Source organism: Actinomadura sp. WMMA1423, from assembly GCF_006547145.1.
In the GTDB taxonomy this organism is placed as follows: domain Bacteria; phylum Actinomycetota; class Actinomycetes; order Streptosporangiales; family Streptosporangiaceae; genus Spirillospora.
Map to the genome: position 1 here is coordinate 1609876 of NZ_CP041244.1, position 15954 is coordinate 1625829.

General features: G+C 75.2%; 12 protein-coding genes. 6 read left to right on the forward strand and 6 right to left on the reverse strand.

Translation table 11 applies throughout. From position 1 onward, the window contains the following. The first annotated feature begins 28 nt into the window (after window positions 1–28). Complete coding sequence (locus FKD65_RS07445) at window positions 29–1168, forward strand: site-2 protease family protein (RefSeq protein ID WP_141576771.1); 1140 nt, start codon at window positions 29–31, stop codon at window positions 1166–1168. Between the two features lie 68 nt (window positions 1169–1236). Here the strand turns inward: FKD65_RS07445 and FKD65_RS07450 are convergent, their stop codons facing one another. Beyond that, window positions 1237–2085 (reverse strand): universal stress protein, encoded by an 849-nt coding sequence (locus tag FKD65_RS07450; RefSeq protein ID WP_141576772.1) that lies wholly within the window; start codon window positions 2083–2085, stop codon window positions 1237–1239. 230 nt (window positions 2086–2315) lie between these two features. Here FKD65_RS07450 and FKD65_RS07455 point away from each other — a divergent pair, with 230 nt between their 5' ends. The 3 genes from FKD65_RS07455 (at window position 2316) to FKD65_RS07465 (ending at window position 7045) form a co-directional block, all read left to right on the forward strand. Beyond that, window positions 2316–4625 carry a heavy metal translocating P-type ATPase gene (locus FKD65_RS07455; RefSeq protein ID WP_141576773.1) on the forward strand — a complete coding sequence of 770 codons (2310 nt, stop codon included), beginning with the start codon at window positions 2316–2318 and terminating at the stop codon, window positions 4623–4625. A gap of 138 nt (window positions 4626–4763) precedes the next feature. Further along, complete coding sequence (locus FKD65_RS07460; RefSeq protein ID WP_141576774.1) at window positions 4764–5354, forward strand: flavodoxin domain-containing protein; 591 nt, start codon at window positions 4764–4766, stop codon at window positions 5352–5354. A gap of 239 nt (window positions 5355–5593) precedes the next feature. Further along, window positions 5594–7045: an MFS transporter gene (locus FKD65_RS07465; RefSeq protein WP_141576775.1), complete on the forward strand. Its 1452-nt coding sequence runs from the start codon at window positions 5594–5596 to the stop codon at window positions 7043–7045. A 78-nt stretch (window positions 7046–7123) separates the two neighbouring features. Here the strand turns inward: FKD65_RS07465 and FKD65_RS07470 are convergent, their stop codons facing one another. The 4 genes from FKD65_RS07470 to FKD65_RS07485 form a co-directional block, all read right to left on the reverse strand. Continuing rightward, window positions 7124–7987, reverse strand: a complete 864-nt coding sequence (locus tag FKD65_RS07470; protein WP_141576776.1) for a universal stress protein — start codon at window positions 7985–7987, stop codon at window positions 7124–7126. Window positions 7988–8109: 122 nt separating this feature from the next. After that, window positions 8110–9045 carry a hypothetical protein gene (locus FKD65_RS07475; RefSeq protein ID WP_141576777.1) on the reverse strand — a complete coding sequence of 312 codons (936 nt, stop codon included), beginning with the start codon at window positions 9043–9045 and terminating at the stop codon, window positions 8110–8112. Between the two features lie 136 nt (window positions 9046–9181). Further along, a complete protein-coding gene (locus tag FKD65_RS07480) occupies window positions 9182–10042 on the reverse strand; it encodes a universal stress protein (RefSeq protein WP_141576778.1) in 861 nt (286 codons plus the stop codon). A gap of 208 nt (window positions 10043–10250) precedes the next feature. Next, window positions 10251–10979: a hypothetical protein gene (locus tag FKD65_RS07485; RefSeq protein ID WP_205718589.1), complete on the reverse strand. Its 729-nt coding sequence runs from the start codon at window positions 10977–10979 to the stop codon at window positions 10251–10253. A gap of 237 nt (window positions 10980–11216) precedes the next feature. On the opposite strand from FKD65_RS07485, the gene FKD65_RS07490 reads away from it, so the two are divergent. After that, window positions 11217–11798: a hypothetical protein gene (locus FKD65_RS07490; protein ID WP_141576779.1), complete on the forward strand. Its 582-nt coding sequence runs from the start codon at window positions 11217–11219 to the stop codon at window positions 11796–11798. Window positions 11799–11829: 31 nt separating this feature from the next. Next, window positions 11830–13206: a wax ester/triacylglycerol synthase family O-acyltransferase gene (locus tag FKD65_RS07495; protein WP_141576780.1), complete on the forward strand. Its 1377-nt coding sequence runs from the start codon at window positions 11830–11832 to the stop codon at window positions 13204–13206. Between the two features lie 13 nt (window positions 13207–13219). Here FKD65_RS07495 and FKD65_RS07500 read toward each other — a convergent pair whose 3' ends face one another. Then, the gene (locus tag FKD65_RS07500) at window positions 13220–15943 is read right to left on the reverse strand and encodes a cation-transporting P-type ATPase (protein WP_205718590.1); all 2724 of its coding nucleotides are present in this window, start codon (window positions 15941–15943) and stop codon (window positions 13220–13222) included. Window positions 15944–15954 lie beyond the last annotated feature (11 nt).

Sequence of the window (15954 nt, forward strand, 5' to 3'; positions counted from 1 at the left end):
GCCTGAAGGCATCGGTAGGAGGCTCGTGATGAAACAGACGTTCAGGTTCGGCACCTTCCGGGGGATCCCGGTCGGTGTGCACTGGTCGGTTCTGGTGATCATGCTGTTGATCACCGAGATCCTCGGGCGCTCGGTGCTGCCCACCGCCGACCCGGCCGCGTCGCCCGGCCTGCGCTGGACGGCGGCCGCCGTGGCCGCGGTGCTGTTCATGGGCTCGCTGGCCGCGCACGAGATCGCGCACGCGATCGTCGCCCGCCACCACGGCGTGGGGGTCGCCTCGATCACGCTGTGGGCGCTGGGCGGCCTCGCGGAACTGGACGGCGAACCCGCCACCGCCCGCGCCGACCTCCAGATCGCCGGCGTCGGCCCGCTGACCAGCGCGGCGGCCGGGGGCGTGTTCGCCGGGGCCTGGCAGGCCGCGGAGGCGCTCGGCGCGCCCGTGATCGCCACCGCCTCGCTCAGCTGGCTGGCGGCGACCAACGTCCTGATCGCGGTGTTCAACCTGCTTCCCGGAGCACCGCTGGACGGCGGGCGCATCCTGCGCGCGCTGCTGTGGGGCCGGAGCGGGGACAAGGCGCGCGCGACCCGCACCGCCCAGCACGCCGGCCTGTGGCTCGGCCGCGTCATGATGGGCGGCGGGCTGCTGATGCTGCTGCTGTGGAGCTGGTGGAACGGGCTGTGGCTGGCCCTGATCGGCTGGTTCATCTCCAGTTCGGCGCGGGCGGAGGAGCGCTGGAGCGACCTGCGCGAGGCCGCGCGGGACCTCCGGGTCGCCGACATCATGAGGCACGACCCCGACCACGGCTGGACCTGGCAGCCCGCGGCCGGCTTCATCCGGGACGTGGCGGTGCGGTCCCGCCAGTCGGTCTTCCCGGTCGTGAGCGTCTCCGGCGAACCCGTCGGCGCCGTCACGACGGACCGGCTCTCCCGCATCCCGGCCTGGGACACCGGTGTCACGCTCGGCGACGTCAGCGTCACGCTCGGACCCGACCGGGTCGTCGCGCCCGAGAGGCCCGTCGACACCCTCCTCCAGATGGCCCCCGTCGCCGGCGACCTCGTCGCGGCCGTCGCCTCCGACCACCACCTGGTCGGGATCGTCACGACCGAGGACCTCCAGCGGATGATGCGCCAGACCCCGCTCCGGCGCGGCAGCCCCACCCCGGCCTGACACACCTTGCGGGCACAGGACATCGGCAGCGGCGCGGGCCGCTGCCGATGAGTCCGTCCGGGCGGGTGTCAGCGGGAGGGGATGACGGCCACGGGGCACTGCGCATGGTGGATGACCCCGTGGGAGGTCGACCCGAGCCGGGGAGCGCTCCAGCGCCGGTCGTGGGCGCCGACCACCAGCAGGCGGGCGTTCCGCGACGCGTTGGACAGCGCCGTCACCGGGTGCTCCAGGATGACCTCGTCGGCGACCTCGACCCCCGGATGCCTGCCGCGCACCGGCTGGTAGGCCGCCGCGACCTCCTTGCGCAGGTCCAGCTCGATCTGGTCGGCATCGACGGCGTAACCGGCCTCGATCAGCGTCGCGAACGTCTGCCAGGCGTGGACGACGCGGAGCCGGGCGCCGCGGAGCGCGGCGGCCTCGAACGCGTAGTCGAGGACCGGCTCGGTCTCCTGGGCCAGGTCGATCCCCACGATGACCTCGCCGCGGTCGGCGCCGTCGCCGCGCACGATCACCACCGGCACCGCGGAGTGGCCCGCCAGGCGCAGGCTCGTGGATCCCAGCATCAGGCTGGCGAACCCGCCCCGGCCCCGGCTGGCCACCACCAGCTCGAACGCCTTCTCCGACTGGGCCCGCAGCGCCTGCCACGCCTCCTCGGCGACCAGTTCGGTGGTCGTCTCCAGGTCCGGCCGGCGCTCCAGGACGCGCTCGCGGGCCGCCGCCAGGACCATGCGCCCCGCGCGCGTCAGGCGCTCGGCGGTCTCGGGCGGCGCGAACAGCGGGGCCTTGTAGGGCCAGCTCTCCACGGCGTGGACGATGTGCAGGGGGCGCTCGCGCAGGGCGGCTTCGGCGGCCGCCCAGTCGAGGGCGGCCGCGGCCTCGTCGGAACCATCGGTGCCGACGACGATCGGCTCGGACATCGCGTCTCCTCACATGCGTTGGCGGCGATCGCTTCCTTCGGTGCGACCCGGCGCGCACAGCGGCACGGCCGCTCCTTTCCACGCTCCATCGCCTTCCGGCGCGCCCCAAGGGACGAAGGTCCCAAGGTCGGGCAGCCCGTCGTCCCCCGGCCACGAGCCGACCGCCCCTTGGCCGCCCGAGGCCGGCCGGGGAGCGTGGAGGGCACTGGCTCCCACAGGCGGCGAGGTGGATGACGGTGAAGACCGCGTTCGGGCGGCACGAGCTGCTCTTCGCCGTGTCCGCCGTCGGGCTGGCTGCGGGCGCCGCGGTCCGCTGGACGGTGGGCCCGGGCGCCGGAGACCTGATCTGGCTGGCGACGACGGTGGTCGCGCTCTGCCCCGCCGTGTGGTGGGTCGTGGACGGCCTGCTGCACCGCAGGTTCGGCAGCGACGTGATCGCCGTCCTCGCGCTGGGCGGGACGATCGCCGTCGGCGAGCCGCTCGCCGGCGCCGTGATCGCCGTGATGCTCACCGGTGGGCGGCTGCTGGAGGAGCGGGCCGGGCGGCGGGCCCGCCGCGACCTCGGCGCGCTGCTGGCGCTCGCGCCCCGGGTGGCCCACCGCCGGAGCGACACCGGCCTGGAGACCGTCGACGTCTCCGAGGTGGGACCGGGCGAGCTGCTGCTGGTCCGCTCCGGGGAGACCGTGCCGGTGGACGGGCTGGTGGAGCAGGGGACGGCCGTGCTGGACGAGTCCACGCTCACCGGGGAGTCCCTGCCGGTGGAGCGGCCCGCCGGGGACGCGGTGCGCGGCGGCACGGTCAACTCCGGCGGCCCCTTCGACCTGCGCGCCACCAACGACGCCCGTTCCAGCACCTATGCCGGGATAGTCCGCCTGGCCGAGGAGGCCGCGGCCGAGAACGCGCCGTTCATCCGGATGGCCGACCGGTACTCGGCCGTCTTCATCCCGGTCACCCTGGTGCTGGCCGGGGCGGCGTGGATCGCCGCCGCGGACCCGGTGCGGGCGGTCGCGGTCCTGGTCGTCGCCACGCCCTGCCCCCTGATCCTCGCGGCGCCCATCGCGTTCGTGTCCGGGCTGTCCCGATGCGCCCGCCGGGGCGTCGTCGTGAAGGGCGGGGGCGTCCTGGAACGGCTCGCGGGCGCGCGAGTCCTGCTGTTCGACAAGACCGGCACCGTCACCACCGGGCGTCCCGCGCTCACCGAGATCATCCCCGCCGACCCGGCCGGCCGCGAGGACCCGCTGTTCCTCGCGGCGTCGCTCGACCAGGTCTCCCCGCACGTGCTGGCCTCGGCCATCGTCCGCGGCGCCCGCGAGCGCGGCATGCGCCTCGCCACGCCGTCCGACGTCGAGGAGCGCGCGGGCCGCGGCGTCCGGGGGACCGTCGAGGGGCGCCGGGTGAGCGTCGGCAAGGCGAGCTGGGCGGGGCGCGCCGACGCCGCGTGGCTGGACCGGGTCCGCGGCCGGGCCGCCGCCCGCGGTGCGATCACGGTGTTCGTCGGGGTGGACGGGCGGCTCGCGGCCGTCCTGCTGCTGCGCGACCGCATGCGCGCGGACGCGCCGCGCACGTTCCGGCTGCTGCGCCGGGCGGGCATCGGCCGTACGGTGATGGTGACCGGCGACCGCGCCGACGTCGCCGGGCCGATCGCCGAGCTGGTGGGGGCCGACGCCGTGCACGCCGGGCTGTCGCCGGGCGGGAAGGTCGAGGTCGCCCGGGACGAGAGCGCCCGGGCCCCGACCGTGATGGTCGGCGACGGGGTCAACGACGCGCCCGCGCTGGCCGCCGCGGGCGTCGGCGTCGCGCTCGGCGCCCGGGGGGCGACGGCCTCCTCCGAGGCGGCCGACGTGGTGATCACCGTGGACCGGCTGGAGCGGCTGGCCGAGACCCTCGCGATCGCGCGGCGCACCCGGTCGGTCGCGCGCCAGAGCGTCCTCGTCGGGATGGGGCTGTCGCTGGCCGCGATGGTCGTCGCGGCGCTCGGGTTCCTGGCCCCGGCGGCGGGGGCGCTGCTCCAGGAGGGCATCGACGTGGCGGCGATCCTGTCCGCCCTGCGCGTGCTCGGGCCGAGCCGCGACAGGGCGCCGCGCCTTCGCGGGGACGAGGCCGAGCTCGTCAGGCGGCTGGACGAGGAGCACCAGGCGCTGTGGCCGCGGATCGAGCGCCTGCCCGCGCTGGCGGACGCGGCCGCCGGTCCCGCCGGGCAGGCGCGGGACACCGCCGTGGAAGCGCTGTCGGGCTTCCTGACGGACCTGGCGGCCCACGAGCGCAAGGACGAGAGGCTCCTCTACCCGGCGGTGGCGCGCGTTCTGGGCGGCTCCGACCCCACCGGGGCGATGAGCCGCGGGCACACCGAGATCGCCGAACTGACCCGCCGGGTCGGCGCGCTGCTGGCGGAGCTCCGTACCGCCCCGGCCGCTCCGGAGCCCGCGGGCGACCTGAGGCGGACCGCGCAGGAGCTCTACGCCGTCCTCCGCCTGCACTTCGCCCAGGAGGAGGAGAACTACTTCGTGCTCGCCGACGTCCCGGGCCGGCCCGAACCCTGAGGAGGCCGGGAAGTCCTTCGGCACTCGCCGCAGGGACGTTCGGACCTCCCACACGTACCGCCGTCGCGGGACGTTCGGCCCTGGGGGCGGGCGCGGCGAGGGCCGAAGCTGAGATTGACACATCCCGGAGGTGAGGAAATGACGGTCCTGGTGGGCTACGCCACAGCGCACGGCTCCACGCGGAGCATCGCCGAACGGATCGGCACGCTGCTGGCCGAGCGCGGCTTCCAGGTGGACGTCCGCTCCATGGCCGAGGTCGACGACGCCGGATCCTACGAGGCGTTCGTGCTCGGCAGCGCGATCCACGACCGCACCTGGCTGCCCGAGGCGTTCGCCTTCCTGGACCGCGAACGCGCCGTCCTGGCCCGCCGGCCGGTGTGGCTCTTCAGCGTCGGGATGCCCGCCGCTCTGCGCGGGCCGTGGCGCAACTTCGGCGCCAAGGAGGAGGGCCTCGTGGGGGACGAGCTCCGGGACAAGGTCAGGGCCCGCGACCACCGCCTGTTCTCGGGCATCTTCCGCCGCGAGCACACCTCCGTGGTGGGGCATCTGCTCTTCAGGGGCCTCGGATGCCGGTACGGCGACTACCGCGACTGGGAGCGGATCGACGCCTGGGCCTCGACGATCGAGGTGCGGCCGGGATTCCAGGAGCGCGGCAGCCCGGACCCGCGCCCCGCGCGGCCGTCGACCGCCGCCCCCGCCCACCACGGCCGGCCGATCACGCGCCACTGAGGCCTCATGCCGGGGACGGGACGGTACCCCTACCCCGTATATGTCCAGGTTGATTCGACGATCCCTCGCTTGATGTCACCGCCGGGTGGGACTGCCCACGGAGAGGATCGCGCCTGTGGGCTGCGGATAGTGCGGCAGGTCACCCTTCCGATCGCCGCAAGGACGCTTGCGGGTTCCGGTATACCCCCTTAGGGTAACCCCGTTCCAATAATACCCCCTAGGGGTAAATGGGAGGGGATATGTCCGCTCGTTCCGTGCCGCCCGCCGGCCGCCGCTGGTGGGCGCTGGCACTCATCGCCACCGCCCAGTTCATGGTGATCATGGACACTTCGATCATCGGGGTGGCGCTGCCCCGCATCCAGGACGACCTGGACTTCTCCCAGGAGGACCTGTCCTGGGTGTTCAACGCCTACGTCGTCGCCTTCGGGGGCCTGCTCCTGCTCGGCGGCCGGCTGTCGGACCTGTTCGGGGCCCGCCGGCTCTTCTCGACCGGATGGGTGGTCCTGCTCGCCGGGTCCGCGGTGGCCGGCGCCGCCGGCACCGTGGCCGTCGAGCTGGCCGGGCGCGCCCTGCAGGGCGTCGGCGCCGCGCTCATCGCGCCCGCCGCGCTCACCCTGCTGATGACGCTGTTCGGCTCCGAACCGCGCGAGCTGACCAAGGCGCTGTCCCTCTACGGCGCGGCGGCCCCCGCCGGAGGCACCGCGGGGGTCTTCCTCGGCGGCCTCATCACCGAGTACGCGTCCTGGCCATGGGTCTTCTACGTCAACATCCCCATCGCCGTCGTGGCGCTGGCCGCCGCGCCGGCGCTGATGCCGGGCGGCGGCGGGAGGGCCCGCGGCTCGGTGGACGTGGTCGGCGCGCTCACCGTCACCGCCGGGCTCGGCGCCGTCGTCTTCGCCGTCGTCCGGGCCCCCGAGGCCGGCTGGGACGCGCCCGCGACCTGGGCGGTGCTCGCCGGCGGGCTCGTCCTGCTCGGCGTCTTCCTGGCCGTCCAGGCGTCCCGCCGCAGCCCGCTGGTGCCGCTGTCGATCTTCCGCGCACCGAACCTGGGCGCCGCCAACCTCGCCCAGTTCCTGCTCGGCGGCGCCTGGATCCCGATGTGGTTCTTCCTGAACCTCTACCTGCAGCGGGTCCTCGGCTACAGCGCCTTCCCCTCCGGGGCCGCGCTGGTCCCGATGACCGCGCTGATCATGATCGGGATGATCGTGCTGGCGCCGCGGGCCATCGGCCGCCTCGGTCCGAAGGCCGCCACCGTCACCGGGCTGCTGGTGCTGGCCGCCGGGATGGGCTGGCTGGCGCTGGTCCGCCCGGAGGGGAATTACTGGGTCGACGTCCTGCCCGCGTCGCTGGTCGCGGCGCTGGGCATGTCGCTGGCCTTCATCCCCTCATTGGGCACCGCGATCTCGGCCGCGCGGCCGGAGGAGGGCGGCCTCGCCTCGGGCATCGTCAACACCGGCTACCAGGTCGGCTCGGCGCTGGGACTGGCCGCGATGACCGCCGTCGCCGCCTCCGCCGGCGCCGGCCGGTCCGGCGACCCGGCCGCGCTCACCGACGGCTTCTCCGCGGCGTTCGCCGGCGCGGCGCTGGTCGCGCTGGCCGGCGCGGTCCTGGCCGCCGCGACCCTGCGCACGCCGAGGCCGGCGTCCGCTCCCGCTCCTCAGGTGGAGCGCGAGAAGGCCCCGAGGCGCTGACCGGACGGCGCCGGGGGCCGCCGACGGCGGCCCCCGGCGCCTCTCGCGCGGAGACCAGGCGGGTCCGCCGGCCCGCGCTCAGGACGCGTGGACGACCGCGACCGGGCAGGGCGCGTGGTGGACCAGGGCGTGGCTGACCGAGCCGAGCAGCAGGCCGCGGAAGCCGCCGAGGCCCCGCGAGCCGACGACGAGCAGGCGGGCCTCTTCGGCGGCGCTCATCAGGACCTCGCGCGGTGGTCCGGTCACGATCTCGAACTGGACCTTCACGTCGGGGTGGAGCTCGCGCGAGGGGATCATCATCCTGGCCAGGCGGGCCCTGGCCGCGTCGCGCATTCCGGACTCGTCGACCAGTGGAGGGGTCTCCCCCTCCGGCACCGCCTCCCAGGCGACGAGCGCGTGGACGTCCCAGCCGTGCGCGCCGGCCTCGGTGAACGCCAGCGCCAGCGCCTCCCGGGACGCCGCGGAGCCGTCGACGCCCACCACGACGTGCCCGTGCACCTGCTCCGGCGGCGGGACGAGCTCGCCCCGCACGATCACGACCGGGCAGGGGGCGTGCGCCGCCACCTGCGCGCCGACCGAGCCGAGCACCAGTCCGACGAACCCGCCGAGCCCCCGCGGGCCGAGCACGACCATGTCCGCCCCGCGCCCCGCCTCGATCAGCCTGGCGGCCGCCTGCCCCCGGGCCAGCACCCCCCGCACGGTCAGTTCCGGCGCCACCTTCCGGACGTGCTCGACGCCGCTGTTGAGGTTCTCCTCCGCCACGGCCCGCAGGTCGACGACCGGCATCGCGATCGGGCCCCCGACGTAGACGTCCCACACGTGGAGCACGGTCAGGGGCAGGCCCCGGGCCCGGGCCTCGTCGGCGGCCCACTCCAGGGCCTGCACACCGCCCGTGGAGCCGTCGTAGCCAACGACCACACCGGTGATCGGCTCGTCGTTCATCAGTGAACTCCCCCTTCAGGGTTCCCGCCTGGTCGGTCCCAGCCTGACCCGCGAAGGGCTCCCGCAGGAGGGGCGAGGGTCCGCTGGAACAGGGACCTTCGGCCCCCCGGCGCGGGGGCCCGTCATCCGCCGAAGCGGCAGAGCGCGCCGAGGCCCTGGACCGGGGCGTCGGGCGTGCCGGGCGGGACGAGGCGGGCTTCGGCTCCGGTGAGGAGCGCGGCCCGCAGCGCGACGTCGACCAGGGGGGCGGCCTCGATCACGGGGACGGCGTCGGCCGGGGCGTCCGGGCGCGTCCACGCGTCCGGGCTCAGCGCCACCCGCGCGGACGAGCGGTCGAACCACGCGACGCGGCGGTCCCGCGGGTCGTCGACGGCGACCAGGACGCGGACCCGGCCGCGCGAGAGGGCGTCCAGCGTCGACTGCGCGCCCGCCACCGCCCAGTCACCGGAGCCGCCCCCTTCGGTGATCCGCGTCAGGAGCCGCCGGTTCCGCTCCGAGACCCAGGCGCGGACGTGCCGGTCGACCCGGGGCGCCAGGCGGTGCCCCGCGTCCCCGCGAGTGAGGACGCAGGGCACGTGCAGGACGGAGACCCTGCGCCGCAACCCGCCTGGGACGCGTTTGTCGACGTCGTAGACCACGCGGATGTCTCCGGCGATGAGGAGCAGCTCCATGGGGCTGCAAAGGAGCTCGTCGCAGATGGCCCTCGCCACCCGGACGGCGTTGCGCTCACCGGGATCCGCCGGCGCGCGCCTGTTCCGCCTTCCGGCCCCCCGGACGGCTCCGCTCATGCCGTCGTCCGCGCCGACTTCCTTGCGGACGATCCGCTGCTGGATCCCGCCGTGGTGGATCTCGATGTCCGCGCCTTCGCGGTCGGCCAGGGCGAGGACGTGGGGCGGCCTCTCCTGGAGCCAGGCCACGAGCGGGCGCACGTACGGGACGGGTGCGCCGAGCAGGACGTCCGGCAGCCGCACCTCGGGCATCTCGACCGCGGTCGTCACCGGCTCTCCCGACACGATCCGGCGCAGGGTCCTCATGCCGCTCTCGGCGTCCGTCGTCATGCCTCCAGCGTCCGCCCCCACCGTCCCCCGATAAAGGTTCAAAAGTCCGGTCATGCAGGGACATTCGGGTAAATCCGGAGGACGTGTCCGCCCAGCGGGCGGAGCCGGTCAGGAGTCGCCGGTCAGGAGTCGCCGGTCAGGAGTCGCCGGTGCTCCCCGGCGGCACCACCGCGATCGGGCAGACCGCGTTGTACAGCAGCCACTGTGCCACCGAGCCGAACGCGGGGTGCGCGGCCCCGACCACGAGGAGCCGTGCCTCCCGCGCGGCCTCCCGCAGCGGTTCGGGCGGGGGCGCGAGCGGGTTCTCCGGATGCGTGAGGACGTCCGGGTGGCGCTCCTGGACGACCGCCACGGCCCGCTCCACCGGGTCGTGAGCGGAGGAGTGCCGGGCCGCCGGCCCCGTCGCGGGCTCCGCCTCGGCGCCCGTGTAGACGATCTTCAGGGGCACCTGGCGGAGCTCGGCCTCGCGCGCGGCGAAGGAGAGCGCGCCCTCCGCGGCCGGCGAGCCGTCCACCACGGCCACGACCGGCCTCACGTCCCCGGGACGGGGCAGCGCGCCGACGCCGCGGACCACGATGACCGGGCACCGCGCGTGCATGGCCACGTGCGCGGCGACCGAGCCGACGGGCACGCGCGCGAGGCGCCCGAGCCCGCGGGACCCGAGCACCAGGAGCTCCGCGCCGGACGACAGCTCCGTGAGCCGCTCGGCCGCCGACCCCTCTTCCGAGACCGGCCTGACCGCCACCCCGGCGGTGCGCTCCCGCGCGCACTCGACGCCGTGGGCCAGCACGTGCTGCGCCGCCTCGTGCAGCGACCGGCGGCCCGCCTCCTCCAGTTCGGGGGCGACGCCCTGGTACGGCCAGTGCCAGGCGTGGCACAGCACCAGCGGCGATCCGCGCAGCTCCGCCTCGTCCAGCGCCCAGTCCAGCGCCTGCATGGCGTAGACCGATCCGTCGAAGCCGACGACCACGTCGCGGGCACCGCTTCCGTCAGACATCGGGCACCTCCGTCACCCTCCCCCGCGTCCGCGAGGGAACATGATTGGGGGCGGGAGAAGCCCTCCGCCGCTTAGGCAGCGTTTCGAGATGGACGGTGCGTGGTCTCCCACTTCTCCGTCCCTTTCTCCTCGACTTCCCTCGCCCGATTACATTCCACCGCGCCGGCGGAACCCGCACCAGGGACGAAGGTCCTTCGTCCGCCTCCCGCTACCGGACGAGCCGGACGTTCCCCCGGCGGCGGGCCTGACCGGCCTCAACGCCCCGCGCCCCGGCGGACCCGCGGCGGGCGACGCGCCGGCCGAGATTGCGGAACTGCCGGTGCTGCATGATGAAATGCGCGGGCTCACCCAGGCCCCAGGCGAAGAGGCGGTTCGCGAAGGAGGGCTCCCCGCGCCCGCGCGTCCGCACGACGAGCCGCGTGCACCCGTCGGGGAGCCGGCGGAGATGGAACGCCCAGATCCCGTCCGAGTACGCCCTGGGCAGCGGGCCCCGCGGGTCGAACGACCTTCCGGACGGCAGTTCCAGGTCGCTCCGCAGCACCAGCGTCCTTTCCGGGTCGAGGACCTCGACCCGGAAGTAGGCCTCCCCGCTCGGCACCGCGGGCACGCGGTCGCCCACCGCCAGGTCCTGCCATTCGGGGACGACGCGGTCCGCGCTCGGCCGCCCGCCGTTGTCGAGCAGGTCCCAGCTGTACCAGCCGCCCCGGCCGTGCCCCATCTGCACCAGCCACGGCCAGACCTCCTCCGGAGGCGCGGGCAGCGAGACCGCCATGGTCGACTGGCTCGTCGCGTTCTCCACGAGCTCGTCGCTCGGATACCGGACGCCCGCCTCCCTGTAGGTGGCACCCCAGCACAGCAGCGTGGGACGGAGCGCGAACACATAGGCGGTGGCGGCGCCGCAGGCGAACGCGATCCTGCGGACTCTCGTGCGGTTCACGGGCCCTCCCCCGGTCGACAGGAGTTCGTTTCCACGCTGCCGAGCTGCCGCCCGCCTCCGCAGGGGCCTTCGCCACTTCGGCCTGGGACGTTCGTCCCTCCGCGCCCGTGGTGGGCGCGGCCGACCGGGAAGGGACCTTCGGGTCCCGGGGGTGAGGACATCGGTCCGTGGCGCCCGGCGCACCTCCGAGAAAGGCTGCTGGTAGACCGCGTCTCGCCTTGTTGAGGGGGGCTGGAGATGAAGCCGCCGGACGCCAGGACGCGCGCGGACCGCTTGCGGCGCCGTTGCGGGTTCGACGGCAATCCCCTGCGCAGGCACGTGGACCGGGTCCAGTGGCGGATCGGACTGCTCCTGCTCCTCGTCTTCCTGGTCGCGGCCCCGGTCGTCTGCGCCCACGTCGTCGGGCCCGTCCACGGCGCGGGGGTCCGCGCCGAACGGTACGAGGCCGCGACGCGCCACCGGGTGGACGCGACGGTGATCGGGGTCAGGCCGCTGGAGTCCGGGCGCGAGGTCACCGCGGCCTGGACGGACCCGGACGGCGCTTCGCGGACCGGCCACTACACCAGCTGGAAGGCGACCCAGCTCGGCGAGCGGCGCGAGCTGTGGGCGGGCCCCGGCGGCAGGCTGGGCGAGACGGGGCCGCGCAAGCACATGCGGACCATCGGCGACGACGTGTCGGCGGGCGCGGCGGCCGCGACGGGGGCGGGACTGCCGCTGCTCGCCCTCTACCTGCTGCTGCGCCACCGCTGCGACAGGCGCCGCTACCGCCGGTGGGACGAGGAATGGGCCGACTTCGACCGCCGCTCCCGCTCGACCTGACAGGCCCGAGACGCCACGCCGGAGGTGCGCGATGGAGCGGATGAACTCGCTGGACGCGGGGATGTTCTTCGCCGAGAACGACACGACGCCGCTCCAGATCGGCACGGTGACCGTGTTCGAGGGACCCGCGCCCGGCCACGCGGAGCTGGTGCGGGAGATCTTCGCCAGGCTGCGGTTCGCGCCCCGCTGCCGGCAGCGCGTCCGGACGGTCCCGCTCCGCCTCGCTCACCCGGTCTGGGTCGACGACGACCGCTTCCGGATGGCCGACCACGTCCGGCACGTGGAGGTGCCCCCGCCCGGCGGCCCGGGCGAGCTGGAAGAGCTGGCGAGCCGCGTCCTCGGCCGGCGGCTGGACCTCACCCGCTCCCCGTGGGAGGTGTGGCTGGTCGAGGGCCTGGAGGGCGGTCGATGGGCCCTGATCTCCAAGGTGCACCACTGCATGGTCGACGGGCTGGCCGGGATCGACCTGCTGGCCGTGCTGCTCGACGCGGGCCCCGGCTGGTCGCCCGCCGATCCCCGGCTGTGGACGCCCGACCCCGAGCCCTCGGGACGGGCCGTCGTCCGCGGCGCCGTCGCGGACCGGATGAGGGGGCTCGGGCGGCAGGCCGCCCGGCTCTTCCTCCCGGCCCTGCGCGACTCGATGGCCGTCGCGGGCGCGGTGCCCGGCTACGCCGCGCGTCTCAGCGGGCCCGGCGCGTCCTCGCTCAACGGCCCGACCGTCCCGCTGCGGCGCTGGTCGCGGACGTACGCCGGGCTCGACGAGGTGACCCGGATCAGGCGCGCCTTCGGCGGATCGGTCAACGACGCCGCGCTCGCCGCTACGACCTCGGGCTTCCGGGCGCTGCTGGCCGCCCGCGGCGAGCTCACCGCGGACTCGACCGTCCGCGCCCTCGTCCCCGTCTCGGTCCGGTCGCCCGGCGAGCGCGGGGTCCTGGCGAACCGGGTGTCGGCGGTCCTGGCGGACCTGCCGTGCGGGGTGCCGGACCCCGTGCGCCGCCTGCGGCTGCTGCGGGAGCAGATGGACGGCGCGAAGAGCGCGCACCAGGCCGCGGGACTCGAAGCCTTCATACAGCTCCTGGGGGGCGCCCCGGGGCTGTTCTCGCTGGCCGCGCACACGGCGCTGCGGCTGCGGCAGCCGCTGGTCCACACGATCGTCACCAACGTCCCCGGCCCCTCCTTCCCGCTGTACGCGATGGGGCGCCGGATGGTGGAGATGGATCCCTACATCCCGATCGTCGCCGGACTGCGCGTCTCCGTCGGCATCGTCTCCTACGACGGCGTCCTGTCGTTCGGGGTCACCGGCGACCACGAGGCCCTGCCCGACCTTCGGACGCTGTGCGCGGGCATCCGCGACGGCGTCGACGAGCTCGCCGGGGAAGCGGCGCGGACCGCGCACCCCGCGCCCTGAGACGCCGGGACCATCAGCGCGCGCCGACCGCCGCCGGGGCGGGGCGGGCGCGGCGGCGGTGGCGGCGGCGGAGTTCGTCCGCGGCCCAGACGATGACGGGGAAGACGGCGATGATGCCCAGGACGTCCGGGGGGAGGGCGGCCGTGCCGAAGAGGTGCTGGAAGGGCGGCAGGTAGATCAGGGCGGCGGCGAACAGCACCTCGAAGGCGATGCCCGCCAGCAGGAGCGGGTTGGTGGTGAGGCCCACCTCGCGGAGGGACGCGTGGTCGGTGCGGGCGGCCATGGCGGTGCCGATCTGGCAGGTGACCAGGCCCGCGAACGTGGCGGTGGTCGCGGTCAGATAGGCGTGGTGCAGGGCGGCGCCCGCGCCGGTGGCGTCGCCGGGCCGCCAGCCGGCCCGCCACAGCGTGTAGAAGAACACCGACATGACCAGGACGGCGGACACCAGGCCGAGGTAGCCCCATGCGCGGACCAGCATGTCGCGGGAGATGACGCCCTGGGAGGACGGGCGGGGCGGCCGGCTCATGATGCCGGGTTCGGCGGGTTCGCGGCCGAGGGCCAGCGCGGGGAGCGTCTCGGTGCCGAGGTCGATGGCGAGGATCTGCAGGACGGTGAGGGGCAGCGGAACCAGGCCGCCGCTGAGCGCGAACACCAGGAACGGGACGATCTCCGGGACGGCGTGGGCGAAGATGTAGAGGATGAACTTGCGGACGTTGTCGTAGACGCGCCGGCCGGACTCCACGGCGGTGACGATCGTGGCGAAGTTGTCGTCGGTCAGCACCATCGTGGAGGCCTCGCGGGCCACGTCGGTGCCCGAGCGTCCCATGGCCACGCCGATGTGGGCCTGGTGCAGGGCGGGGGCGTCGTTGGCGCCGTCCCCGGTCATCGCCACGATCTTCCCGTGGGCGCGCAGCGCGTCGGCGACCTTGAGCTTGGTCTCCGGCGACGAGCGGGCGAAGACGATCTCGGCGTCGCCGGTCAGCAGCTCGTCCAGCTCGTGGTCGTGCACCTTCTCGGACTCGGCCACCACGCGCAGGCGCGGGACCCCGATGCCGACCTCCGCCGCGACGGCCGCGGCGGTGGCGCCGTTGTCGCCGGTGACGATGTGGACGCGCAGCCCCGCGTCGTGGCAGCGGCGCACGGCGTCCGCGACCTCCGGGCGGGGCGGGTCGTACAGCCCGACGAGCCCGAGGACGCGGAGCCCGGTCTCGGCGTCCTCCCGCGCTTGCGGGAGGGCGGCGCCGGGCGGCAGGTCGCGGTCGGCGACCGCCAGCACCCGCAGCCCGCGGCGGGCGAGCTCCTCCACGACGCCCATGACCGCTCGCCGGTCCGCGCCGGGGCAGCGGTCCAGCACCGCCTCGGGCGCGCCCTTGACGTACACGGCCAGGTGGTCGTCGCGCTGGGCGACGACCGACATCAACCGCAGGCGGGCGTCGAACCGGAAGACGGCGCGGCGCCGGTCGTCGCGCGCCTTCATGGCGGCCCCCGGGTCGGGCCCGGCGCCGCCCAGGACGAGGGCGATCTCGGTCGGGTCGCCTTGCAGGTCGCCGCCCTCGCCGCGGGTGACGGTCGTGCACTCGGTCATCGCGCGCGCCAGCTCGGCGGGCGGCGCCTCACCGGGGGCCGTGACCGTGCCGCCGTCCGGGGTCCAGAAGGACTGGAGCCGCATCCGGTTCTGCGTGAGGGTGCCGGTCTTGTCGGTGCAGATGACGTTGGTGGAGCCGAGCGTCTCGACCGCGCTGAGCCGCTTGACGACCGCGCCCTGCCGGGCGAGGACCCGGACCCCGACCGCGAGCGCGAGGGTGATGGTCGGCAGGAGCCCCTCGGGGACGTTGGCGACCAGCAGCCCGATCGCGAACATCAGCGCGTCGGTCAGCGGCAGGCCGACCAGCGCGCCGATCAGAAGGAAGACCGCGCCCATGCCGACCGCGACCGCGGCGATCAGCCAGGCGACCTTCTTGACCTGGGCCTCCAGCGGGCTCTCCCCGCGGGGGGCGCGCTGGCTGAGCGCCGCGATGCGGCCGAGCTCGGTGTGGCCGCCGGTCGCGAACACGATCGCCCGCGCCTCTCCCCCGGTGCAGGTCGTCCCGGAGAACACCAGGTTGGGCTCCTGGAGCAGGGATACGCCCTGCTCCGCCGGGGCCGCCACCCTGTCCACGGGGGCCGACTCGCCGGTCAGCATCGACAGGTCGAGTTCCAGGGCCCCGTCGGTGAGCCGGGCGTCGGCGGGGACCTTGTCGCCCTCCTCCAGGAGGATCAGGTCCCCTGGGACGAGTCCGGTGACCTCCACCGCGCGCGGAGTCCCGTCCCGTACTACGCGGGCCTTCTCCGGCAGGTAGGCGGCCAGCGCCTCGACCGCCCGCTCGGCCTGGTGCTCCTGGAGCAGCGCGAACACCGCGTTCACCAGGATCACGGCCAGGATCGCCCAGCCCAGCACCGGCATGCCCGCCACGAACGCCAGGAAGCCCGCGCCCCACAGCAGCAGCGCCAGGGGGTGGAGGAACTGGGCGGACAGCAGTCTCGCCAGGGAGCGCCTCTCGCGGCGCCGGACCTGGTTGGGCCCGTAGACCGCCAGCCTGCGGGCCGCCTCGCGTTCGGACAGCCCTCGCTCCCCCGTCCGCAGCTCCTCGCGGAGCCGGGGCAGGGGGTCGCGCGGATCGGCGGTCGAGACGCTGTCGTCCGGGGCGCCGCTCGGTCCCTGGGGGCGACGCAGGGCGGTCTCTTGGTGATGTCTCACGGTCTCTTCCC